General features: G+C 68.1%; 16 protein-coding genes and 1 pseudogene. 3 read left to right on the top strand and 14 right to left on the bottom strand.

Annotated elements, in window-relative coordinates:
* Window positions 1-1574, bottom strand: a 1574-nt coding sequence (locus G3N94_RS42955) for a methyl-accepting chemotaxis protein (RefSeq protein WP_205793167.1), incomplete at its 3' end; no start/stop codon positions are given.
* A gap of 496 nt (window positions 1575-2070) precedes the next feature.
* Here G3N94_RS42955 and G3N94_RS14670 point away from each other — a divergent pair.
* Window positions 2071-3309: an EamA family transporter gene (locus G3N94_RS14670; RefSeq protein WP_205793169.1), complete on the top strand. Its 1239-nt coding sequence runs from the start codon at window positions 2071-2073 to the stop codon at window positions 3307-3309.
* Window positions 3310-3331: 22 nt separating this feature from the next.
* Here the strand turns inward: G3N94_RS14670 and G3N94_RS14675 are convergent, their stop codons facing one another.
* The 13 genes from G3N94_RS14675 to G3N94_RS14735 all read right to left on the bottom strand — a co-directional run bounded on the left by G3N94_RS14675 (window position 3332) and on the right by G3N94_RS14735 (window position 20485).
* A complete protein-coding gene (locus tag G3N94_RS14675; RefSeq protein ID WP_205793171.1) occupies window positions 3332-4537 on the bottom strand; it encodes an MFS transporter in 1206 nt (401 codons plus the stop codon).
* Window positions 4538-4855: 318 nt separating this feature from the next.
* Window positions 4856-5680: a phosphodiesterase gene (locus tag G3N94_RS14680; RefSeq protein WP_205793173.1), complete on the bottom strand. Its 825-nt coding sequence runs from the start codon at window positions 5678-5680 to the stop codon at window positions 4856-4858.
* 39 nt (window positions 5681-5719) lie between these two features.
* A complete protein-coding gene (locus G3N94_RS14685; RefSeq protein WP_205793174.1) occupies window positions 5720-6751 on the bottom strand; it encodes an ABC transporter ATP-binding protein in 1032 nt (343 codons plus the stop codon).
* Window positions 6752-6763: 12 nt separating this feature from the next.
* Window positions 6764-7660, bottom strand: a complete 897-nt coding sequence (locus G3N94_RS14690) for an ABC transporter permease subunit (RefSeq protein ID WP_205793175.1) — start codon at window positions 7658-7660, stop codon at window positions 6764-6766.
* Window positions 7661-7670: 10 nt separating this feature from the next.
* The gene (locus tag G3N94_RS14695) at window positions 7671-8495 is read right to left on the bottom strand and encodes an ABC transporter permease (RefSeq protein WP_205793176.1); all 825 of its coding nucleotides are present in this window, start codon (window positions 8493-8495) and stop codon (window positions 7671-7673) included.
* A gap of 16 nt (window positions 8496-8511) precedes the next feature.
* Window positions 8512-9540, bottom strand: a complete 1029-nt coding sequence (locus G3N94_RS14700) for an ABC transporter substrate-binding protein (protein ID WP_205793177.1) — start codon at window positions 9538-9540, stop codon at window positions 8512-8514.
* A gap of 54 nt (window positions 9541-9594) precedes the next feature.
* A complete protein-coding gene (locus tag G3N94_RS14705) occupies window positions 9595-10635 on the bottom strand; it encodes a substrate-binding domain-containing protein (protein WP_205793178.1) in 1041 nt (346 codons plus the stop codon).
* A gap of 244 nt (window positions 10636-10879) precedes the next feature.
* Window positions 10880-11968 carry a hypothetical protein gene (locus G3N94_RS14710; protein WP_241021851.1) on the bottom strand — a complete coding sequence of 363 codons (1089 nt, stop codon included), beginning with the start codon at window positions 11966-11968 and terminating at the stop codon, window positions 10880-10882.
* 1031 nt (window positions 11969-12999) lie between these two features.
* Window positions 13000-14160 carry a VWA domain-containing protein gene (locus tag G3N94_RS14715; RefSeq protein ID WP_205793180.1) on the bottom strand — a complete coding sequence of 387 codons (1161 nt, stop codon included), beginning with the start codon at window positions 14158-14160 and terminating at the stop codon, window positions 13000-13002.
* Between the two features lies 1 nt (window position 14161).
* Window positions 14162-16480 (bottom strand): DUF5682 family protein, encoded by a 2319-nt coding sequence (locus G3N94_RS14720; protein ID WP_241021852.1) that lies wholly within the window; start codon window positions 16478-16480, stop codon window positions 14162-14164.
* Complete coding sequence (locus G3N94_RS14725; protein ID WP_205793182.1) at window positions 16480-17571, bottom strand: AAA family ATPase; 1092 nt, start codon at window positions 17569-17571, stop codon at window positions 16480-16482. Before G3N94_RS14725 ends, G3N94_RS14720 begins: the two co-directional genes overlap by 1 nt.
* Window positions 17568-19100: a DUF5691 domain-containing protein gene (locus G3N94_RS14730; protein ID WP_205793184.1), complete on the bottom strand. Its 1533-nt coding sequence runs from the start codon at window positions 19098-19100 to the stop codon at window positions 17568-17570. Before G3N94_RS14730 ends, G3N94_RS14725 begins: the two co-directional genes overlap by 4 nt.
* Entirely contained in the window at window positions 19100-20485 is a 1386-nt protein-coding gene (locus tag G3N94_RS14735; RefSeq protein WP_241021853.1) for an SWIM zinc finger family protein, read from the bottom strand. Before G3N94_RS14735 ends, G3N94_RS14730 begins: the two co-directional genes overlap by 1 nt.
* 277 nt (window positions 20486-20762) lie before the next feature.
* On the opposite strand from G3N94_RS14735, the pseudogene G3N94_RS14740 reads away from it, so the two are divergent.
* Together G3N94_RS14740 and G3N94_RS14745 are read left to right on the top strand one after the other, a co-directional pair.
* Window positions 20763-20975 (top strand): annotated as a pseudogene (locus G3N94_RS14740) (acyl-CoA dehydrogenase family protein); the annotation flags it as partial.
* 115 nt (window positions 20976-21090) lie between these two features.
* Window positions 21091-22071: an NADPH:quinone oxidoreductase family protein gene (locus tag G3N94_RS14745; protein ID WP_205793186.1), complete on the top strand. Its 981-nt coding sequence runs from the start codon at window positions 21091-21093 to the stop codon at window positions 22069-22071.
* Window positions 22072-22142: the final 71 nt, after the last annotated feature.

Genomic DNA, 22142 nt, shown 5'->3' on the forward strand with positions numbered 1-22142 from the left:
GGGGCCGCCGGCGCGGGCGCGCCGGTGTCGCCGGAGAGCTTGAACACGGAGACGGCGCGTTTCTGTTCTGCGGCCTGCTGCTCGAGCGACTGCGCGGCCGCGGACGCCTCTTCGACGAGCGCCGCGTTCTGCTGCGTCACTTCGTCCATCTGGCTGACCGCCATGTTCACCTGCTCGATGCCGCGGCTCTGCTCGTCGGACGCGGCCGAGATCTCGGCGTTGATGTCCGCGACGCGGCGGATCGCCTGCCGGACGTCGCCCATCGTGCGGCCGACCGCCTCCGCCTGCGTCGAGCCTTCGTGCACGGTCGTCACCGAGCGCTGGATCAGGTCCTTGATTTCCTTCGCGGCGCTCGACGCGCGCTGCGCGAGGCTGCGCACCTCGCCGGCCACGACGGCGAAGCCGCGCCCCTGTTCGCCCGCGCGCGCGGCCTCGACGGCCGCGTTCAGCGCGAGGATGTTGGTCTGGAATGCGATGCTTTCGATCAGCCCGGTGATGTCGGCGATCTTCGTCGAGCTCGCGCTGATCTCGGCCATCGTCGCGAGCATCCGCTCGACGACTTCGCTGCCGTTGTCCGCGACCTGCGATGCGCTCGTCGCGAGCGTCGTCGCCTGGCGCGCGTTGTCCGAGTTCTGCTTGACCGTCGCGGTCAGCTCTTCCATGCTCGCCGCGGTCTCTTCGAGCGACGCGGCCTGTTCCTCGGTGCGCGACGACAGGTCCATGTTGCCGGCCGCGATCTGGCCCGATGCGACGAGGATCGATTCGCTCGACGCCTTGATGCCGCGCACGATGTCGGCGAGCTGCGTGTCCATCTGGCGCAGCGCCATCAGCAGGTGCCCGAATTCGTCGTTCGAGCGGATGTCGAGCCCGGTTTCGAGCTGGCCGTCCGCAATGCGCCGGGCCGCATTCATCGCCGCGTCGAGCGGCTGCGTGATCGCGCGCAGCAGGTAGCGCCACGCGCCGGTCGCGGCGGCCACGCCGACGGCGAGCACGACGATCGACGCCCACAGCAGCCGGTGGAACGTGTCGTTGCCTTGCGCGGCGGAGTCCTTGATCTGGTTCGCGTTGATCGTGATGTCTTCGCCGATGCCGCCGGCCAGTGCGTCGCCGATCGGGCGGATCTTGTCGAGCGTCGCGCCGGCTGCGTCGACGGTGCCCGCATCGGCCGATGAAAGCGCGGTGCCGGTCAGCGCGCGGAAATCGCCGAGCTGGCCCGCGATCCGGTCCGCGACCCTGCGCTCGTCGTCGGCGGTCACGCGCGACGGGTAGTAATCGTTCCACGAGGCGGCGAGCTTCTTGTCGAGCTCACGGATGTGTTCGGCCGTGCGTTTCGCGGCGGTCCGGTCGGTTTGCGAGACAAGCTCGTCGAGCGCGACGCGCATCTGCAGCGACGCTGCCTGAGCGCCGGCCAGATCTTCGAGCGGCACGGCGCCTTCCGTATACATCGAACTCATGTCGGAACTCAATGTCGACAGCCCGCGCATTCCCATCAGCCCGATCGCGACCATCACGACTACGCACGCGCCGAACGCGAGCGTGATCTTGAACCTGATTGTGCCTGTCAGTTTGCCCATACCCTGTCATCCATATCGAAACGAGAAACCCGCTATCCCGGAACGCGTGCGACGAATCTTTTCGTCTGACAAAACCATGATGCGATCAGGGTTATGGTCGGGTAAACGGCAGGTGCGGACGCGACCTTGAGGGGGAAATGGACCGCGCGGGTAAAAAAGTGCCGGGCTTCGGTTGGTTGCGCCGCACCTCGCCGGCCACACCTCGCCGGCCGCACCGAAACTGTCGCGCCGAAACGTCAGTCGATCACCTTTCAGCCAGGCCTGAAGATCCTTTCGAATCCGTGGTGCCATAATGCCGAGCATGCGCAGCCAAAGCGTTTGCGCACGTTTTCATGTCCCTCTGTCGCCGGCCCCGCCGGTTTACTTCGTCGCCGTTCGCACTGTCATGTCGTTCCGCACGTTTGCCCCCGCCGTCCTGGCCCCGTCCGGGCCGTTTGCCGGTTGTTCCGGCGTTCTTCAACGGGGCACGCGACACGCCGTGCGGGCAGGCTGATCGATGACCCCGCTCGACCGGCTCCTCGATTTCTTCGCCCGCCACCCGATCCGCCTGCCGCAAAGCCGCGGCGGACGCGTCGCGCTGGCGCTCGTGTTCATCTATTTCGTCTGGGGTTCGACCTACAGCGGCCTGCATTTCGCGCTGCAGTCGTTCCCGCCGCTGCTGCTGTCGGGGCTGCGCAACCTGCTCGGCGGGATCGGCCTGTTCATCTTTGCGCTGCGGCGCAAGCCGGAATGGCCGACGCTTGTCGAAGTCCGCAATGCGGCGATCATCGGCACGATGCTCGTCGCGCTGTCGTCCGGCACGATCGCGCTCGGAATGCGGACCGTCAGCAGCGGCTCGGCCGCGGTGATGGTCGCCACCGTGCCGCTGTTCGCGACCGTGATTGCGGCCGTCGCGGGGCGGCCCGTGACGAAGGGCGAGTGGGCGGCCGTCGCGCTCGGAATGGTCGGCATCGTCGTGCTGAATTCGGGCGGCGCGGCTGAGACGAATTCGGCGCTCGGCACGATCTCCGTGCTGGCCGGCGCGCTGTTCTGGGCGGGCGGCGCGCATCTGTCGACGCGGCTCAAGCTGCCGTCCGACCTGTTCCTGTCGACGTCGCTGCAGATCGGCCTCGGCGGCCTGATGTCGACGCTCGTCGCGTGGCTGCTCGGCGAGCGCATCGAACATCTCGCGGTGGTGCCGGTGTTCGCGTTCGTGTACCTGATGGTGTTCTGCACGATGGCCGCGTACGTCGCGTACGGCTACCTGATCCGCCACACGAGCCCGATCATCTCGAGCAGCTGCATGTACGTGAACCCGATCGTCGCGGTCGCGCTCGGCGCGCTGATGCTCGGCGAACCCGTGACGATGGCGACGGTGGTCGCGACGCTCGCGATTCTCGGCAGCGTCGGGCTGTCGTTCGTGTTCGACCCCGCGCGCCGGCGCGTGTCGCAAGCGGCTGCAGCGAGTGCTCCGGCGTCGGTGTCCGCGTCCGCGCCGGCGACCGCAGCGCCATCCATGTCGGCTCAAATGCCGACGTCTGCGACGACATCCGTGTCGACGATGGAAGCGACGTCGACGTCAGTGTCCGAACCGACGCCGGCAACGACATCCACATCAGTGTCCGCGCCGACGCCGGCGACGATCTCCATATCGGCCTCCGAATCATCGCCTGCACCGACCTCCACGCCAACCCACGTCCGGCCGCCCGCAGCGACCGCCACGTCGGCATCCGCGCGCCCGGCCGCCGACGCATGACGGCGGCGCGCGCGGCACGCGTTCAACTGCCGCGCTTGCCGCCGCGATAGTGGCACCAGCCCGCGAGCGCGGAGAACAGCAGGCCCGTCGCGCACATCCCGATCCAGCCGAACGTACGCCACGCGGCGATGCCGGCGGATGACCCGAGCGCGCCGCCGATGAAATAGCACACCATGTACACCGTGTTCACGCGGCTGCGCGCCTCGGGCTTCAGCGCATAGATGCGCGACTGGTTCGAGATCTGCGCGGCCTGCACGCCGACATCGAGCACGATCACGCCGATCACGAGCCCGACGATGCTCGCGCCGGACAGCGCGAAGATCACGAACGACAGTGCAAGCAGCGCGATCGCGAACGAGATGATCGTGCGCGGCCCGCGCTTGTCGGCGAAGCGGCCCGCATACGGCGCCGCGAGCGCGCCGGCCGCACCGACGATGCCGAACAGGCCCGCCGCCTGCGGGCCGAGATGGAACGGCGCGCCGGCGAGCAGCAGCGTCAGCACGGGCCAGAACGCGCTGAACGCGGCGAACAGCGCGGCGCCCGTCAGCGATGCTTCGCGCAGCCCGCGCAATTCGACCGCGAGGTGCCACATCGAACCGAGCAGCTTGCCGTACGGCAGCGTCGACGTCGGCGAACTCTTCGGCAGCCGCAGCACGATCACCGCGGCGAGCGCGACGAGCGCGGCAACCGACGCGCCGAACACCGCGCGCCAGCCGAAATACTCGGCGACGAAGCCGGCCGCCGTGCGCGCGAGCAGGATCCCGAGCAACAGCCCGCTCATCACGGTGCCGACCGCCTGCCCGCGCGCGGCGGGCGGCGCGATTTCGGCGGCGAACGGCACGGCCTGCTGCGCGATCGTCGCGAGCACGCCGATCGCGAGGCTCGCGGCCGCGAGCACGGCGAGCGATGGCGCGGCGGCCGCCGCGATCAGCGCGACCGACAGTCCGGCCAGCTGCAGCAGGATCAGCAGACGGCGGTCGAAACGGTCGCCGAGCGGCGCGAGCAGGAACATGCCGGCCGCATAGCCGAGCTGTGTCGCGGTCGGCACGGCGCCGATCCACGCCGCGCGGTCGGGAAACGCCTCGCGGAAGCTGTCGAGCAGCGGCTGGTTGTAGTAGATGTTCGCGACCGACACGCCCGCGATCGTCGCGAGCAGCAACAGCAGGCTGCGCGAGTAGTGGGGCGACGCGGCGTCGTGGGTCGGTTGGTCGGTGGCAGCGGAAGACATGGCGGTACCGGGCAGTCGAGGGCGGCGACGCCTGCGCGGGCACGGTCGCGGATGGCCGTGCCCGCCAAGCGTCGAACGATGGGTGCCGATCATACCGGAGCACCGTGAATCCTGCCGGGCGCGCGGCGATGCGGAGTCGCATGGGTCAACGGACCGGCCGCGAATCCTGACAGGCTCGCGGTATCGGGCGCTGCGGCCGAACACACGGCACGCCGCCCGGCCGCGGATTCGGTGCCCAATCTTGCAGCGGGCAGCGCTGCCGTCATCGAATCCGTTCGTGCCGAAGCGGACGCATCCGGCACGCAACGATCTGCCCGTTCAGTCGACGAGTTCGCCCGTCGGTTCGTAGAACGGATACGGCCCGTCGCCTTCGTCGACGTACACGTGATGCGTGACCAGGCCCGCATCCGGCGTATGGCGATGCACGGCGAACGCCGGCGGCTCGAGCCGGAACGCCGACGGCGCGCCGTCGCGCAGGTCGAACGCAACCTGGTGCGCGGGCGCCGGCACGGCCGACGCGATCGTGCCGCCGAAGCGCGCGAACATGGTCCGGTGCACGTGGCCGCACAGCACGCGCTCGACGTTCGGATGGCCGCGCAGCAGCGCATCGAGCTTCGCGGCAGCAGCGGGCGCGAGCCGCAGCGCATCCATGTGCCCGATCCCCGACGCGAACGGCGGGTGATGCAGCGCGACGATCACGGGCCGCTCGCGCGCGGCGTCGAGCTGCGCTGCGAGCCATCCGAGACGCGCGTCGCACAGGTCGCCGGCGCTCGTGCCCGGCACCTGCGAATCGAGCGCGAGTATTCGCACCACGCCGACATCGAGCGCGTACTGCACGAACTCGCCGTCCTGCCATTCGGGCCGGTCGCCGAACACACGGCGCAATGCCGCGCGATCGTCGTGATTGCCGACCATCAGGTAGTACGGAATCTCGAGCGGCGCGAGCAGCTCGCGCAGATGGCGGTATTCGTCGTCGTGGCCGAAATCGGTCAGGTCGCCGGTGACGAGCACCGCGTCGGGGCGCGGCTCGAGGGCGTTCAGCCGTGCGATGCAGCGCGCGAGCGCGGCGGCCGTGTCGACGCGCCGGTACGCGAGCTGGCCCGGCCGCTTGATGTGGAGATCGCTGATGTGTGCAAGCAGCATCGTCATTCCTCGGATCGAATGGTTATCGTGGGGCGTGTGTCACGCAGCGAGCGCGATCAGCCCTTCGGGTGCGACCGTGATGCCGACAGCCGTGCCGCGAGCGAGTTCGACGCGGCCCGGCACGTCGATCACGAGCGCGTCGGGCGCAGCGTGCTCGATCGTGAGCCGGGTGCGTTCGCCGAGGAATGCGCATGCGCCGACCGCGCCGCGCAGCGGCGCGTGCGCGGGGTCCGCGAGCTGCGCGTCCTCGGGACGGAAGAACCATTCGTCGGCGGCGTGCGGCGTGACGAGCCTGCCGCCCGTCGTCACGAGTGCACCGTCCCGCCATTCTCCCGCAACCCGGTTCAGCGTGCCGATGAACTGCGCGACCGCGCGGTTCGCGGGCCGGTAGTAGATGTCGCGTGGCGTGCCGATCTGCTCGATGCGGCCCGCGCTCATCACGACGATGCGGTCGCCGAGCTCCATCGCCTCGGCCTGGTCGTGCGTCACGTAGACGGTCGTCACGCCCAGTTCGCGCAACAGCGCGTTCATCTCGCGGCGCAGCGCATCGCGCAGCTTCGCGTCGAGCGCGGTCAGCGGCTCGTCGAGCAGCAGCACGCGCGGGCGCACCGCGAGCGCGCGCGCGAGCGCGACCCGCTGGCGCTGGCCGCCGGATAGCTGGTCGACCGGTTTGTCCGCATGCGCGTCGAGCCGCATCATCGCGAGCAGATCGTCGACGCGCTCGCGCAGCACGCGCGGCTCGGTCTTGCGGATCTTCAGCCCGTAGCCGACGTTGCCGCGCACCGTCAGGTTCGGAAACAGCGCGTAGTTCTGGAACACCATGCCGACCTGCCGGCGTTCGATCGGAAGCGCAGTGACGTCGTCGTCGCCGAACGCGATCGTGCCGCCGGCATCCGGCGTGTCGAGGCCCGCGATCAGGCGCAGCGTGGTCGTCTTGCCGCAGCCCGACGGACCGAGCAGCACGAGCGTTTCGCCCGCGCCGATCGTCAGGTCGAGCGGCTCGAGCACGCGGGTGCCGCGGAACGTCTTCGCGCAGCGGGTCAGAGTGATCGGGATCGAATCGAGTTTCATAGGAATACGAAATCAGCGCTTGCGGCGCTTCGGTGTGCGCGTGCCCGACGGATCGACGCCGAGCCACTGCATCGCGACGAGCAGCGGCAGCGTCATCAGCAGGAACAGGATCGTGTACGCGCTGCCGACTTCGAGACGCAGCGACGCATAGGTATCGGCGAGGCCGACGGGCAGCGTTTTCGTGTCGGGCGTATGCAGCATCCACGTGAGGTTGAATTCGCCGATCGACAGCGTGAGCACCGCGAGCGCGCCCGCGACGATGCCGGGCCGCAGGTTCGGCAGCACGATCGTGACGAAGCGTGTGACGAACGACGCGCCGAGGCTTGCCGCGCCTTCCTCGAGCGTGCGCAGGTCGGCACCTGCCGCAACGGCTGCGACCGCGCGCACCATGAACGGCAGTGTGAACACGACGTGGCCGGCGACGATGAACCACAGGCTCATCCGGAACGCGCTGAAGCCGCCATAGACGACGAGCAGCGCGAGCGCGGACGCGAGCCCCGGCAGCGCGACCGGCAGCACGAGCGCTTCCTCGATCACGCGCGCGGCGCGGTTCTTGCTGCGTGCGAGCGCATAGCCGGCCGGCACGCCGACGGCGAGCACGATCGCGAGCGTCGCAAATGCGACGTACAGCGACAGAGCGACCGAGCCGTGATACTGCTCCCACACCTGTTCGAGCCAGCGCAGCGTGAGGCCGCTCGACAGGCCGCGGAAATAGTTGACGGTCAGCCCGGCGAGCACCGACATCACGACGGGCACGATCAGGAACGCGCACAGCAGCAGCGTGACGAGCCACTGCAGCGCGGCGATTGCGCGCGCACCGGTCACGCGCGGCGTGCGCCGCGCGGCACCGTTCGCGCGCGAGGGGGCGGGGGCGGGCGACGGCGCGGAAGAATCGGAAAGCGAATGCATCGGGTGAACCTCAGGCGGCCGCAGCCGCGGTGTGGCCGGTGAACTGGCGTGCGAGCGCGAGCACGGCCCACGTGACGATGCCGAGCACGATCGACAGGCCGGCGGCCGTCGCGATGTTCGCGTTCAGCGTGAACTCGGTGTAGATCGTCATCGGCAGCACGTTCAGGTCGGTCGCGAGCGTGAACGCGGTGCCGAACGCGCCCATCGCGGTCGCGAAGCAGATCGCGCCGGCCGCGATCAGGCCCGGCGCGAGCGCCGGCAGCACGATGTCCCACAGGATCCGCCACGGCGACGCACCGAGCGAGCGCGCGGCTTCCTCGAGCGACGGGTCGAGCTTCGACGCGGCCGCGATCACGGTGACGATCACGCGCGGGATCGAGAAGTACAGGTAGCCCGCGAACAGCCCCGCGACCGAATACGCGAACACCCACTTGTCGCCGGTGAGCTTCGCGGACAGCATCCCGATCAGCCCTTGCCGGCCCGCGAGCATGATCACCATGAAGCCGACGACGACGCCCGGAAACGCGAGCGGAAACGTCAGCAGCGCGAGCAGCACGCGCTTGCCGGCGAATTCGCGGCGCGCGAGCAGCAGGCCCGAGATCGTCGACAGCGCGAGCGTCGCGAGCGTAACGGCCGCCGACAGCGCGACCGTTTCGCCGAGACTCTTCATGTAACGCGCATTGCCGAGCAGCGACGCATATTGCGTGACGAACGCGCCGTTCGCCGACACCTGTGCGAGCGACACCATCGGCAGCAGCCAGAACGCGGCGAACACCGCGAGCGCGGGCGCGACGAGCGCGATGCGCCAGCGCAGCGGGAAGGTCAGGTCGAGCATCGCGGGCGTCCTGCCGTCACTGCATGACCTGCAGGTATTGCTGGCCGAACGCCTGCTGGCCTGCGGCCATCTTGCCGAAGTCGACGGCCTTCGCGCGCGCATAGTCGCTCGCGGGCAGGAACTTCGACGCGATGTCGGCGCTCATCGCCTGCGCACGCACCGGACGCAGGTACGCGCTGGCCCACAGCTTCTGGCCTTCGTCGGACAGCACGAAATCGAGCACCTTCCTGCCGTTCGCTTCGTGCGGCGCGCCCTTTACGAGGCTCATCACGTACGGCACCGCGATCGTGCCTTCCTTCGGAATCACGAACTCGACGTTCGCGTGATCCTTGTACTTCGCGCGATACGCGTCGAAGTCGTAGTCGAGCAGGATCGGAATTTCGCCCGACAGCACGCGCGCATACGCGGTCTGCTTCGGCACGATCGGCGCATTCGCCTTCAGCTTGCGGAACCAGTCGAGCGCCGGCTTGAAGTTGTCGAGGCTGCCGCCGAGCGCCTGGTTGACCGCAACCGCGCCCGCATAACCGACGAACGCGCTCGACGGATCGAGGTAGCCGACCATCCCTTTGTACTCGGGCTTCAGCAGGTCCGCCCACGAACGCGGCACCGGCTTGCCTTCGAGCGCGTCCTTGTTGACGAAGAAGCCGAGCGTGCCCGAGTGGATCGCGAACCAGTAGCCCTGCGGGTCCTTCAGGTTCGCCGGGATGTCGTTCCAGTGCGCGGGCCGGTACGGCGCGATCACGCCCTTGTCCTTCGCCTGGAACGCCGACGACACGCCGAGATAGACGACGTCGGCGACCGGGCTCTGCTGTTCGGCGATCAGCTGCGCAATCGCCTGGCCGGAGTTCTTGTTGTCGAACGGCACGCGGATGCCGGTCTTCTGCTTGATCGCGGCGATCTGCGCGGCCCAGTCGGCCCATTCAGGCGGGCAGTTGTAGCAGATCGCGGTGTCTTCCGCGTAGGCGGACGACGCACCGGCGAGGAGCGCAGCGCAGGCGAGCGGCGCGGCGAATGCGCGCAGCAGGGACGACAGGCGAAAGGTCACGTGGGGGTCTCCGGTTGAGCGTGTGGGTGAGCGGCGGCGCGTATGCCGCCCCGGTCAGGCTTCGCGCGCGCGCAGGTCGGCCGACGCGATGACAGAATCGACGGACGCGACCGTCGCGCCGTCGCGCACCGTGTGCGGCAGGATCAGCGACTTACGCTCGACGCGCTTGCCGCCGATGTATTCGACGAGCCGCTCCCATGCGTGCCGGCCGATGTCGCGGTTCGGCGTTGCGACGCTCGCAAGCGGCGGCGCGAGCAGTTCGCCGATCGCGATGCCGTCGAAGCCGAGCACCGAGATGTCGTTTGGCACCGAGAAGCCCGCGCGCCGCAGCCCGCGCATCACGACCATCGCGAGCAGGTCGTTGCTGCAGAACAGCGCGGTCGGGCGTGTCGCGCGCGCGGTCAGGTGTGCGAGCACCGCGTCGGGCAGCTCGGGCGCATTGAAGTCGATCTCGACGGGCGGCAGCGGCGCGACACCGCTTTCCTCGAGCGCCTGCGCATAGCCGAGATGACGCTGCCGTGCGCGGTCCGATGCGGCGAGCGAGCCGGCGAGCATCAGCACGCGGCGGTGGCCGCGCGCGGTCAGCAGCCGCACGCCGTCGTACGCGGCGCGGCGGTTGTCGACCGATACCGACGGGCGGCGCTGCGTGTCGTTGTGCATCAGCACGTAATGCGAGCCGTCGTGATCGAGCATGTCGAGGAGCGGATGCGTGTCCGCGTCGGCGACGGTCAGGATCAGCCCTTCGACGCGTTGCTCGCGCAGCGTCTCGATCGCGTGGCGCTCGCGCGCCGCGTCGTATTCGGTCGTCATCAGGATCAGCTTGAAGCCGGCCGCGGTCGCGAGTTCGTCGATCCCTTGCAGGCAGTCGGCGAACACAGGGTTCGCGAGGGTCGGCAGCACGACGCCGACGAGCCGCGTGCGCTCGCCGCGCAACTGGCGGCCGAGCGGGCTCGGGCGGAACTTCAGCGTGTCGATGGCGGTGCGGATCGCTTCGAGCGTCGCCGGGCTCACGGTGTGCGGCGCATTGATCGCGCGCGACACGGTAGCGATCGAAAAGCCGGCGAGGGCGGCGACATCCTTGATGGTCGGGGTCATGAGGGCAGTGCGATGTAAACGTTTTCGGCGACCTGATTATCGAAAACGTTTGTGACCTTCCGATGACGTGTGATGGGGGCATATCGGAGGGCCGGGTGCGCTATCGTGTGACGAAAGCGCGCGCGCTGCAGGGTGTCGATTGTAGCGGCGGAACCGGTTGTCGTGGGCGGGGCAGGTGGGAAGGTGCGGAGCGCGTGCCGCCTGCCGGCCTCGAGGGCCGACACGCGGCGCGCGCATGCCGAGGTTACAGCGCGACGAACAGCACGCCGTGCGGGTCCTGAAGCGCCGACGCGCTGCCGACGCTCGTCACGACCGGCGTCAGGTGGCCGGTCGTCGTATCGAGCTTCATCACCTGGCCCTGGCCGGCGCTGTACGCATCGCCCTGGCTGAACGGCGCATCGACGCGATAGGTCGTGTTGCTCGCGTCGGTGAACAGCATGAAGGTCTTGCCCTGCGCGCCCGGAGCCGGCACCCAGCGCGTATCGTCGACCGGATACACCGGGCCGTCCTTGTCGTTGAACAGCGTGAGCGTCAATACGCCGACGCTCTGGCTCGGGCCCGGATTGTGGATGAACACGAGCTTGCCGTCGGCCTGGCTGTCGAGCACGAGGTTGCCGGACGGATCGATCGCTTCGGAATCCGGATCCGTCAGGCTCAGCGTCACCGGCTGGTTGAAGGTCGGGTTCGCCGAGCCGCCGACCGACGGCGTCAGGTCGACGGCATGCGCATTGCCGGCCAGCACGGGCGCGACGTCGAACGTCGTGCCGTTCGCGTTCAGCGTGAGCTGGACGACCGTCGGTGCGGCGGCGCCGGGCGTCGTCGGGTTCGACGCGCTCACGTAGATCTTGCCGTTGAGCATCTGCATGTCGTCGAAGCCGCCGCCGTGCGCGGTCGGGTTGACGGTCGGCAAGTAGGTCTTCTGCGTGCCGGCATTCAGGTCGATGATCGTCAGTACCGGGTTGCCGTCCTCGTTCGACATCGCCCACAGCGCGTTCGTGTCCGCGCGCGCCATCAGGCCGTCGACGTGGCCCGGCACCGTGTAGGTCTTGAGCACGTTGCCGTTCAGGTCGTACTGCACGATGTCGTTGGTCAGCCCCGGCACCGAACCGTCCTTCACGTCGCCGGCCTTCTGGTAGCCGATGAAGATCGTGTTGTTGAACTGGACGATCGAGTCGGGCTTTTGCGTGGACGTCGGCGCTTTTGCGAATACCGACAGCGAGTAGCCGGAGGCGGTGGCGGTGTTCGGAACCGTGGCAGTGTTGGTCGGTGCGACGCCGGGAGTAGAAGTTGCGTCGTCTCCGCCACACGCGGCAAGAAAGACCGATGCTGACATTGCGATTAACAGGTGCTTTCTTAACATTATGTTTTCCTAACAAATAGACTCGTGCCTGACGAATCGGGTTGACTTATTACCGTCTGTTACCTTGGTGCAGGTCAGCCTAAGACCGATATATTTCGTTTCGGTGAAATGCTGCACATGCGTGCGTCCGTTGACTGGCGGGGCAGGCGGCGTTTATCACGATCTGGCTTAAGAATGGCTTAATTCAATGGATCGATCTGTTCCGCGCATCGAAAATCCGGTGAAAATTGCGGAATCGGACGGATTGATCGCGTGTGTCGGCATCAAGCGAAATCGAAGCCTTTCATTGTCCGGATGTAAGGCGAGCGGCGCGGAGCATGCGAACGATGCGGCGGCATCGGGACAGACGCTGCGCTGTGCCGCGTCGCGGTTCCGGGCGCGGATGACAAGTGATACGGGGCAGGTAGCATCGACGGGCAGACGCCGGGATCAATCGGCCCGACCATCGGCCCGACGATCCGGCGGGACGCGACAGGTTCAAATGACGAACGCCCGGGCGAGCAGTGGTAGAATCCCGTCCGCCCTTGCCGGGGTGATGAAATTGGTAAACATAGCGGACTTAAAAGTTTGAGTGCCCGGCCGGAAACGGTTGGTGCAGAACCCTTCAAATTCGGCGAAACCCCTGATGCGATGCATCGAGGCAACGCCGAGCCAAGCCTCGCGGCTCGCGCGAGGAAGGTGTAGAGACTAGACGGGGGGCGCCTAAGGCGCACGGGCTGCGGCCCGCGCGCGATGGCGAAGGCATAGTCCAGCGCACGAACGGCATTGTTCAGACGATGCCGACTTCGAAAGAAGCAGTGTGATGAAAATCCGCCGCCTTAACTGGCTTGCCGGTTCGAGTCCGGTCCCCGGCACCAGGATCGCTTTCATGACGTTCCAAAGACCCGCGAGAAATCAAGCGCTCGCGGGTTTTTTGTTTCCGCCGTATTCGATCGGGTGCGATTGCCATCCGGGGGGATGCGGGGTGCGGGCCTGGGCGGCGATCGTCGATCGAACCCGTCCGATCATTCCGCGCGATTCGTGACAAAACCCTGCTGCGCTGCCCAAAGCGCAATATCCTGCTTCTGGATGGCCGCGGCCATCAGTTCAGGGAAACGGTCGGGCGTACAAGCGAACGCGGGAATACCGAGCGCGGCAAAACTCGCCGCGTTCTGATGGTCGTACCCGGGCGCGCCGTTGTCGGCCAGCGCCAGCAGGCAGATGACGTTGACGCCGGCCGCCTTCAACGCCGCGGCACGCTGCAGCATCTCCTGCTGGTTGCCGCCTTCGTACAGATCGGTGATCAGCACGAGAATGCTCTGTTCGGGGCGGTCGATGACCTGCTGGCAATAGCCCAACGCACGGTTGATGTCGGTGCCGCCGCCAAGCTGGACGCCGAACAGCAGGTCGACCGGATCGCCCGCTTCATCGGTCAGATCGACGACATGGGTATCGAACACGATCATGCGGGTGCGGACGGCCCGCAGCGACGCCATCACGGCGGCAAACACCCCCGCGTAGACGACGGACGCGGCCATCGATCCGCTTTGGTCCACGCACAGCACGACATCACGCAAAGCCGAACGCTTGCGCGCATAGCCGACCAGCTTTTCCGCGATCACCGTCCGCTGTTCAGGCAGATAGCGTGACAGATTGGCGCGGATGGTGCGATGCCAGTCGATTTCATTCAGGCGCGGCCGGTGGTTGCGCTCCGCACGGTTGAGACTGCCGCGTATCGCGTGACGCATCGGCTCGGCGAGCCGCCGCTCGAGCTCGTCGACCACGCGGCGCACCACCCGGCGCGCGGTGTCGCGGGTCTTGGCCGGCATCACGCGCGACAGCGACATCAGGCTGGCGACGAGATGGACGTCCGGCTCGACCGCTTCGAGCAGTTCTGGCTCCAGCAGCATCTTGCGCAAGTTCAGCCGTTCGAGCGCGTCCTGCTGCATGACCTGCACGACGGATGTCGGAAAAAACTCGCGAATATCGCCAAGCCAACGCGCCACGTTGGGGTTGCTGGCGCCCAGGCCACCCGTACGTTCGCTGTCATACAGCGCGGCAAGCGCGTTGTCGGCGCGGACGAGTTCGGCGGGCAACGTCGCGCCGCAGCTTTCGTCGGCCTCGCTGCCCAGAACCAGGCGCCAGCGCTGCATGCGGTCGGTTTCGAGATCGGTGTTGACGCTCATGTCACTTCCCCAGGATGGCGGCGAGCACGGGCAGCACGCGAGCGGCACGTGCGTGGTCGAGTTCGGCTGCAGCGGCTGCCGCAGTGGCTGGCGCGTCGAGCCGTCGGACCTTGCGACCCATTTCGCGCCGCTCGGCAGCCTGGAAATCGGCGAACGCGCGGCGCAGCAGCGGTAAGCGCTCGATGAAGACGTCGTGCGCGAGGCCCGCGAGCCAAGCGTCGATGACACGCCACAGCGCATCGTGCTGCAGCAACAGCAGGCCGCTGCCGCGCAGCAGCCCGGTCAGCCAGCCGGTGGATTCGGCCGGCGGTATCGCGGTGGCGAGTGCCAGGCCGGCCTGGCGTGCGAGCTCGTCCGCGCCGATGCGCTGGCGGTCGAAGGCGAGGCGCAATGCAAAGCCGCGTACCGCGGGCGCCACGGCGGCGTCCGCGGTCAGGTCGATGAGGCAATCGAACCAGCTGTCGCGCAATGCCGCCGTGTCCAGCGTATCGAGTGCGCGCTGCACGCCATCCATGTGCTCCAGCATCGTGGCGGCAGCGGTTTCGTCGATATGGCTTGCAGCTGCCGCGAAACCGACGACGATGCGCTCGACCAGCCCTTCGATGATCGGGTGCAGGTCGGCGGCGGCCGTGCCTCGCACGTCGCCATACCGGGCCACACGCGCCAACGGCGGCAATGCGGTCATCAGGTGCGCAAGATCGGCCGCGACGGCCGCCTGCGTCTGCACGCAGGCAAGCAGCACATCGATGGCGACCGGTAGCCGCGCAAGCACGGCCTGGTCGAGCATCCCGGTCAGCCGGGGCAGCTCGGCGCCTGCGCGCGCACGCTCGCACAGGCGATGCGTTGCTGCATCCTCGATCGTGTTGCCGTAACGGCTGGCGGCAATCAGCGCGACGATCATCTCCGGCTGCCAGCGCAGTTCCCAGGTTTCGCGGAACGTGCCTGTGCGGTTGTTGTCCCGCAGCAGCGTGCCCCAGCCGACGTCGAGCAGATCGAGCCGATGCAGCAGCAAGCTGCGTTGCCGGCCGCCGTCTTCGCGCAGGTCGAGGTCGATCTGCCTGATTTCCGTCGTCGGCTTGAGGCGTACGCGCTTCTGACACGCTTCCAGGTCGCGTTGCAACGGGGCGGCAACGGCCGACGCGGGTACGCTGCCCAGCCGGTCGCCGACCTCGAGCTTGCGGCGGATCAATGCCAGCGGTTCGGCCTCGCCGCGGCAAAGCACGGCCATCATCGCGTCACGCTGCTCGGCCAGCCCCGGCAGCGGCAGGTTGCGCATCGCGGCGAGCGCGTCAGCCAGACGCACCGTTTCGATCACGCTGGCCGACGATGCGTCCAGCCCTTCCGCTCGCATCAGGCGCGCGCCCTCGGTCACCCAGCGCAATCCGGCGCGATCCGGGCTTTGCCACAGATGACGATACCAGCCGGGCGACTCGACGCCCGCACCGTATCCGCTGGCAAAGGCAAGGCGATCGTCGCTCCACGGCACCCAGGTCGCTTCGGTCCTGGTCTTGGGCAAACCCTTGAGGAGCGCCGTGTCGTCCTTGATCCTGGCAGCCTGCGTCAGCGCCGGCACGTGCCAGGCGCCGCAGACGACGGCGACGTTCTGGTAGCCGGCCTTCAGGGCTTCGCGCACGCGCGTGCGCATATGGGCCTCGCGTCGCGCTTCGCGCAACGATGGTGCAGGCGCATGTTCGCGCAACGCCGTCATCGCTTCCTCGATCGCGGCAAACAGCTCGCCGGCGTCGCGTCGCTGCTCGACTTCGATTTCCCACCACAGCTCGTGATCGTCATAGCCCGCCGCGCGCGACAGTTCGCCGACCGGATCCATGCGCCAGCCCGACGGCAGCGCGTCGTCCGGCGTCTCCGGCCCGGCGGCTTCCGTGGTCGCTTCCGCGGCATCGCCGTCGACGTCATCGACTTCAGTGGTCTCTTTCGCGAGCCCGACGTCGCCCGCATCGTTTGCCGATGCCGCTTCGGCGGCAGCCTGTTCGCGCGCGAGGGTTTCGGCGAAACCGTGCGCGACCGGCAGATCGATGAACCACAGCGGCACGTCGTGCGCCGTCGCATGACGAATCGCCTGCCATTCCGGCGAGAACTCCGCAAAAGGGTAGAACACGCCCAGCCGCGGTGCTTCGCCCGGGTAGACGAGCAGCGCGACCGGCGGCTGCATCGCGGCGTCGCCGGCCAGCGCGGCCACATCGTTCGCCTCGGGCGGCCCTTCCAGCAGCACGATATCGGGCTGCTGCGCCGCGAGCGCGGCCTTCAGCGCTCGTGCGCAGCCGGGGCCATGGTGGCGGATGCCGTAGTAGCGAACCGCCATCAGGCGACTTCCATGCAGGCGCGGTAAAAGTCTTTCCAACCGTCACGCTCTTTCGCGACCGTCTTCAGGTATTCCATCCAGACCAGCTTGTCCTGCACCGGATCCTTGACGATCGCGCCGGTCAGGCCGGCCGCGAGGTCGGCCGCGCGCAACACGCCGTCGCTGTAGTAGCCGGCAACCGCCATGCCGTGGCCGAGCACCGAAATCGCTTCCGCCGTCGACAGCGTGCCGCTCGGCGATTTGAGCTTCGTCTTGCCGTCTTCGGTCAGGCCGTTGCGCAATTCGCGGAACACGGCGACCACGCGGCGGACTTCTTCCAGCGCCGGCTTTTCGGCCGGCAACGCCAGCGCGCGGCCCAGCTCGTCCACGCGGCGGCTGACGATCGCGACTTCCTCGTCGAAGGTGTCGGGCGTCGGCAGGATCACGGTGTTGAATCGGCGCATCAGCGCCGACGACATCTCGTTGACGCCGCGGTCGCGGTTGTTGGCCGTTGCAATGACGTTGAAACCGCGTTGCGCCTGCACTTCGATGCCGAGCTCGGGCACGGGCAGCGTCTTTTCCGACAGCAGCGTGATCAGCGTGTCCTGCACCTCGCTTGGCACGCGTGTCATCTCTTCCAGCCGCGCGAGCTTGCCTTCGCGCATCGCGTTGAGCATCGGGCTCGGCACCAGCGCCTGCTCCGACGGGCCTTCCGACAGCAGGCGCGCGTAGTTCCAGCCGTAACGCAACGCGGTCTCGTCGGTGCCGGCCGTGCCCTGGATCAGCAGCGTGGAATCGCCGCTGATCGCTGCCGCCAGATGCTCCGACACCCAGCTCTTCGCGGTGCCCGGCACGCCGTAGAGCAGCAGTGCGCGGTCGGTTGCCAGCGTGGCGACGGCAATCTCGATGAGGCGGCCGCTGCCGATGTATTTCGGCGTGATCTCGAAGCCGTTGTCGAGCTTGCCGCCCAGCAGGTAGGTCTTGACCGCCCACGGCGACAGCTTCCAGTTCGCGGGCCGCACACGCGTGTCGTGGCGCGCGAGTTCCGCCAGTTCTTCCGCATATTGCGTTTCGGCATGCTGGCGCAGCACGGTATTGAGGTTGGCGCTCACAGCGGCATCTCCTTGATCACGGTTTGTTTGGCTTGCACGAGCGTGACGATTTCACGCGCCAGCTCCAGCATTCGGGGTTGGCCGGCAAAGACGCTGCCGAGCCAGCCGGCATACAGTTCGATGACGGGCGACAGCACGGCGAGGTCGTAGCGCTGCATCAGGTCCTCCGGCGTGCGGCGCTGCCTGTCGTCGGCGAAGAACGTGCGCGCAAAGGTGCGGACGACCTCGGGCGGCCACGGCGCATCGAGGTGACGGGCGAGCATGGCCGCCATGTCGACATTGCCGAGCGCAAGCTGGCGGCACAGCTCGCCTTCGCGAACGGCGGGAAGCGAAGACTTCCATAGCGTGAGGATCAGTGCACTCAACTGCGCCGGCGGCTTGCTTCGACTCAGCGCGCAGCGCAGGAACGCTGCCGACCACGCGGAGTCACCCACCTCGCACGCGGCGGTGGCGCAGCCGGACAGCAGGGATTCGGCCCAGTCGCTGTCCGCCATCAACGGAATCAGCGCGTCCGCTTCAGCGCCCGCGGCATCGCTCCAGCGCGCGGGCGGCACCACCGACAGCAGCTGGCGCAGCCAAGATGCGCGTCTGCCTTCTCCGGGCGCTGTTGCATCGACGATGCCGTCGCGTGCCCAGTCCTTCGGCAGTTCGTCGGGGATATCGATGGTCAGCGCCGGCGCGGTGCGCTTGCCCAGGAAGGCGGCGACCCTGGCGACGGTGCCGCTCGCGGGCGTGGCCGCCTGCCATCGGACACACGCGTCGGCCCGCGCCGTCATGCGACGCATCAGGGCGGAGGCCGGAAGGCGGGCGAGCAGGCTTGCCGCCGCCGCGCGCACCGTTTGTGCGCGGTCGTCGAGCAGGCTCTCGAGCAGCGGCTCGTCGTCCATGCCCAGGTTTGCTGCCATCGCACTGACAAATTGCTGGCGGGCGTCGGCCTTTTCCTTCGGCAGGACGGTGGCCAGCCGTTCGCGCGCGCTCGCCGCATCGATGCCGCGCAGTGCGACGAGTGCGTCGGCGCGTGCGGCCGTGTCGCCTTCGTCCCAGGTACGCAGCAGGGCGGCTTCATCGAGGTCGCTCGGCGTGAATTTCGTCAGCCGCGCATCCCAGTCCGGGTTGTGCGACGCAAGCCAGCGCCCGCGTTCGCCGAGGGCGTCGCGCCAGCGTGTCAATGTCGCAGCTTTGCCGAGAACGAGCGGCAGCAGCGCGGGCGGCAGCCGGCAGCCAGCCTGCGCGACGCGCGGCGCCAGCCATTCGCCCAGCCCCGGTATCTCGTTGGCGATAGCGGCCGCGAGCACGGATGCGATCGCAGCGGGTGTTTCCGGCAAGGTTTCATCCGGCGCGGCCGCCGGCCGTGACGCTGTCCGCGGCAGGCGTCCGGCTTCGTGATGGACGGCAACGCTGCCGGCCTGCCATAACAGGCGCTGCTCCCTCGTGCCTTCCGGCAACAGCGCGTCGATCTCTGCCAGCGTCGGCGCATCGTGCGATACGTTGGCCGTGCCGACCAGCGCGGTGCGAATCAGCTCTTGCATCACGCGTCTCCTGCCAGGCCTTGATAGCGCCCGTCGATGTACAGGCCCAACGGCCGAAGCGCGCGTCCGTCCCACTCGACGGCGACCGGATGAGGACGCCCGCCGGTCACGGCCAGCCAGAGCCAATGGTCGCCGCCGTGCAGGGGCAGGCCATGTCCGGTCGAATCGACCGCGTGCCATGCGCTGCCCGTGTATGCGGGCACGATCGCGTCGAGTACGGTGGCAAGACGATCGTGCCAGGGGTTGGCCGCCAGCGCATTGGCCGCTTCGTCGAGCAAACTGGCGTAATCATCCGCACGCGGAAACGCGGCAGGCAACGGCAATGCGGTCGCGGCACCCTTGAGCATTGCGCGCCGCGATCCGGTGCACGGCCAGAACGCCAGTTCGCCGTCGAACGCGGTGCCTGGCGGCCAGATGGCGGAAAAGGGCTGATTGCCCGCGGCGAACTGCAACAGCAACGCAGGCCGGCCACTGGCCTCGCCGACGAGCCACGTGCGTTGCACCCGCACGCGCTCGTCCGTGTCGGCGACCTGTCCGATCACGTGCCAGCGATCGCGCAAGCCTTCGCCGTGTGCGAGCACGTCTTCTTCACGCACGCTGAAGCCGATCAGCTGGCGCAACTGCTGTTGCAGATCCGGCGAGAGCACGTCGATCCGCTCGTATGCGCGCACCGCGAGCGCGAGGCGGCCAAGCTCGGCCAGCAGACGCTCGGGCCAGTCTTCGCGGCTTCCCGGAATATCGGCCAATGCGCGTACCCGCGCGGCCAGGCCCGGTGCCTGCGCGTCCACGAGGCGTGCCGCCATCTGTTCCCAGAAGGCCGGCCCCTGCGCCGGCAAGCGCGCGAGGCCATTGCGCACGAGGTCCTCCAGCCAGACCTGCAGCCCGGCCATCCCGTCGCGCACCCGGTTCTCGCGCTTTTCGGCGCGCTTGTGCTGCGCCGCTTCGTCCACCGGCGCGTCGGCCTTGGCCACCGCGCGCGCCTCCTTGCGGGCCGCATTGTCCGCGCGCTTGTCGAGCCAGTCGCTGACCCATTCGGGCTCGTCGGCGTCGGCCACGGCAGCGGGCTGGCTGGCGGCCAGGATCAGCAGGCCGAGCGCATGCTTGCACGGGAACTTGAAGCTCGGACAGGAGCACTTGCTCGCGAAATCGCTGAAGTCCACGCGCACCTGATAGGGATTCTTGCCGCTGCCCTGGCATTCGCCCCAGACCGCACGCGCGTTGCGCCCGAGCATCGGCCATTGCTTCGGTTGCGCCAGCTTCCTGCCATTCGCGGCCGAGCCGCTGTCCGGCGCCAGCGCCAGGACTTGTTGTTCGGTTAGCTGCATATCCATGTGTCGGCGTCCGACCAGGGCTGAGCTGAAAGCGCGGCGAGAGGCGGCCTGCATTGTCTCCCGGCGAGATCCGGCGTGATTCGGCGAATCCCTTTCAACGCATGACTCTGATCAGGTGTGATCGTTTCGGCGATTCTGCCACGGCGTCGAGGTTCTGCTCATCCATCGGTGTTCCCGCCGGGCCAATGTTCAGATGATACCGGGACGACGGTGCTGGAGGCGCGTGCGCGTGAACCGACGGAATCGCGCGTTGCGGTTCGCGAACGACCGTGCTAAATTTTTCGCCGGCGTTTGTCGATCGTCGACATGAGTTGTTCGCCAGCATTTGAAGCCGATCGCGAAAAGCTGGCCGTCGCAGTGGTGCCTCGCCGCGAACGACCTCGCGATCCAGGTGCACGGCGGCTACGGCTATACGCGCGACTACGCGGTCGAGCGCCTTTATCGGGACAACCGCCTGAATCCGATCCACGAAGGCACGCACGGGATCCAGGCGTTCGGCCATCTCGTCGTCGCGTGGCTATGGCTCGACGTGACGCTCTCGTCGGGTTCGTGAATGCGCTGCCGAATGCGCTACTGAAATCGGGCAGCGGCAGGATTCCGTTGCACCAGTTGCACGAACAGGAAGCGGCTCGTGATGCCGCACAAGGAGAAACGAACTGATGAAAGCCTTGTTATGTACCGCTTTCGGTCCGATCGACCAATTGCGGATCGAGGACGTCGCCGTCCCGGAGCCGGCCGCGGGCCAGGTGCGGATCCGCGTGAAGGCGGCCTCGCTCAATTTTCCCGATGCGCTGATCGTCCAGGGCCTGTACCAGATGAAACCGGCGCTGCCGTTTTCGCCGGGCGCGGAATTCGCGGGCGTGATCGACGCGGTCGGCGACGGCGTGACGGGATGGCAGCCCGGCGATGCCGTGATCGCATCGACCGGACACGGCGGGTTCGCCGAGCAGTGTGTCGCCGACGCGCGCCAGATCGCTGCGCTGCCGCCTGACATGGCGTTCGACGAGGGCGCCGCGTTCGTGCTCACCTATGGCACGTCGCTGCACGGGTTGCAGCAGCGTGCGCGCCTGCAAGCGGGCGAGACGCTACTCGTGCTGGGCGCGGCGGGAGGCGTCGGGCTCGCGGCGATCGAGATCGCGAAGGCGCTCGGCGCGCGCGTGATCGCGGCGGCGTCGAGCGGCGACAAGCTCGCGCTCTGTCGCGCCGCGGGCGCGGACGAGACGATCGACTATGCGACTGAAGACTTGCGGCGCCGCGTCGACGAACTGACCGGCGGACGTGGCGCCGATGTGGTCTACGACCCGGTCGGCGGCGCGTACACCGAGACGGCGCTGCGCGCGACCGCATGGCGCGGCCGCTATCTCGTGGTCGGGTTCGCCGCCGGCGAGATTCCGAAGATTGCACTGAACCTCGCGCTGCTGAAGGAGCGCGACATCCTCGGCGTGTTCTGGGGCGACGCGGTGCGCCGCGATCCGGCGCAGCATGCGGCCAACCTGCGCCTGCTCGCGCAATGGTTCGCGGCCGGCAAGGTGCGCCCCGTGATTACCGAGCGCGTGCCGCTCGCCGGCGCGGCGGACGCGATCGCCCGGATCGCGAACCGGCAGGTCAAGGGCAAGGTGGTGGTGCTGCCGGACGCGTGATGTCGGCGGGATCCCGAAAACCGCGAGCCGGCGACGTCTCGCGGTTTTTGTTTTTTGTCGCGCAGCCTCCG

Origin of the sequence: Burkholderia sp. Ac-20353 (assembly GCF_017104785.1) — a bacterium.
Lineage (GTDB): Bacteria > Pseudomonadota > Gammaproteobacteria > Burkholderiales > Burkholderiaceae > Burkholderia.

Excerpts from the sequence above, each read along its gene's own strand:
- G3N94_RS14685 (WP_205793174.1), bottom strand. The coding sequence starts at position 6,751 with ATGAAACTCGATTCGATCCCGATCACTCTGACCCGCTGCGCGAAGACG.
- G3N94_RS14690 (WP_205793175.1), bottom strand. The coding sequence starts at position 7,660 with ATGCATTCGCTTTCCGATTCTTCCGCGCCGTCGCCCGCCCCCGCCCCC.
- G3N94_RS14705 (WP_205793178.1), bottom strand. The coding sequence starts at position 10,635 with ATGACCCCGACCATCAAGGATGTCGCCGCCCTCGCCGGCTTTTCGATC.
- G3N94_RS14735 (WP_241021853.1), bottom strand. The coding sequence starts at position 20,485 with ATGCAGGCCGCCTCTCGCCGCGCTTTCAGCTCAGCCCTGGTCGGACGC.
- G3N94_RS14680 (WP_205793173.1), bottom strand. The coding sequence starts at position 5,680 with ATGCTGCTTGCACACATCAGCGATCTCCACATCAAGCGGCCGGGCCAG.
- G3N94_RS14710 (WP_241021851.1), bottom strand. The coding sequence starts at position 11,968 with ATGTCAGCATCGGTCTTTCTTGCCGCGTGTGGCGGAGACGACGCAACT.
- G3N94_RS14670 (WP_205793169.1), top strand. The coding sequence starts at position 2,071 with ATGACCCCGCTCGACCGGCTCCTCGATTTCTTCGCCCGCCACCCGATC.
- G3N94_RS14675 (WP_205793171.1), bottom strand. The coding sequence starts at position 4,537 with ATGTCTTCCGCTGCCACCGACCAACCGACCCACGACGCCGCGTCGCCC.
- G3N94_RS14715 (WP_205793180.1), bottom strand. The coding sequence starts at position 14,160 with ATGAGCGTCAACACCGATCTCGAAACCGACCGCATGCAGCGCTGGCGC.
- G3N94_RS14720 (WP_241021852.1), bottom strand. The coding sequence starts at position 16,480 with ATGGCGGTTCGCTACTACGGCATCCGCCACCATGGCCCCGGCTGCGCA.
- G3N94_RS14730 (WP_205793184.1), bottom strand. The coding sequence starts at position 19,100 with ATGCAAGAGCTGATTCGCACCGCGCTGGTCGGCACGGCCAACGTATCG.
- G3N94_RS14695 (WP_205793176.1), bottom strand. The coding sequence starts at position 8,495 with ATGCTCGACCTGACCTTCCCGCTGCGCTGGCGCATCGCGCTCGTCGCG.
- G3N94_RS14745 (WP_205793186.1), top strand. The coding sequence starts at position 21,091 with ATGAAAGCCTTGTTATGTACCGCTTTCGGTCCGATCGACCAATTGCGG.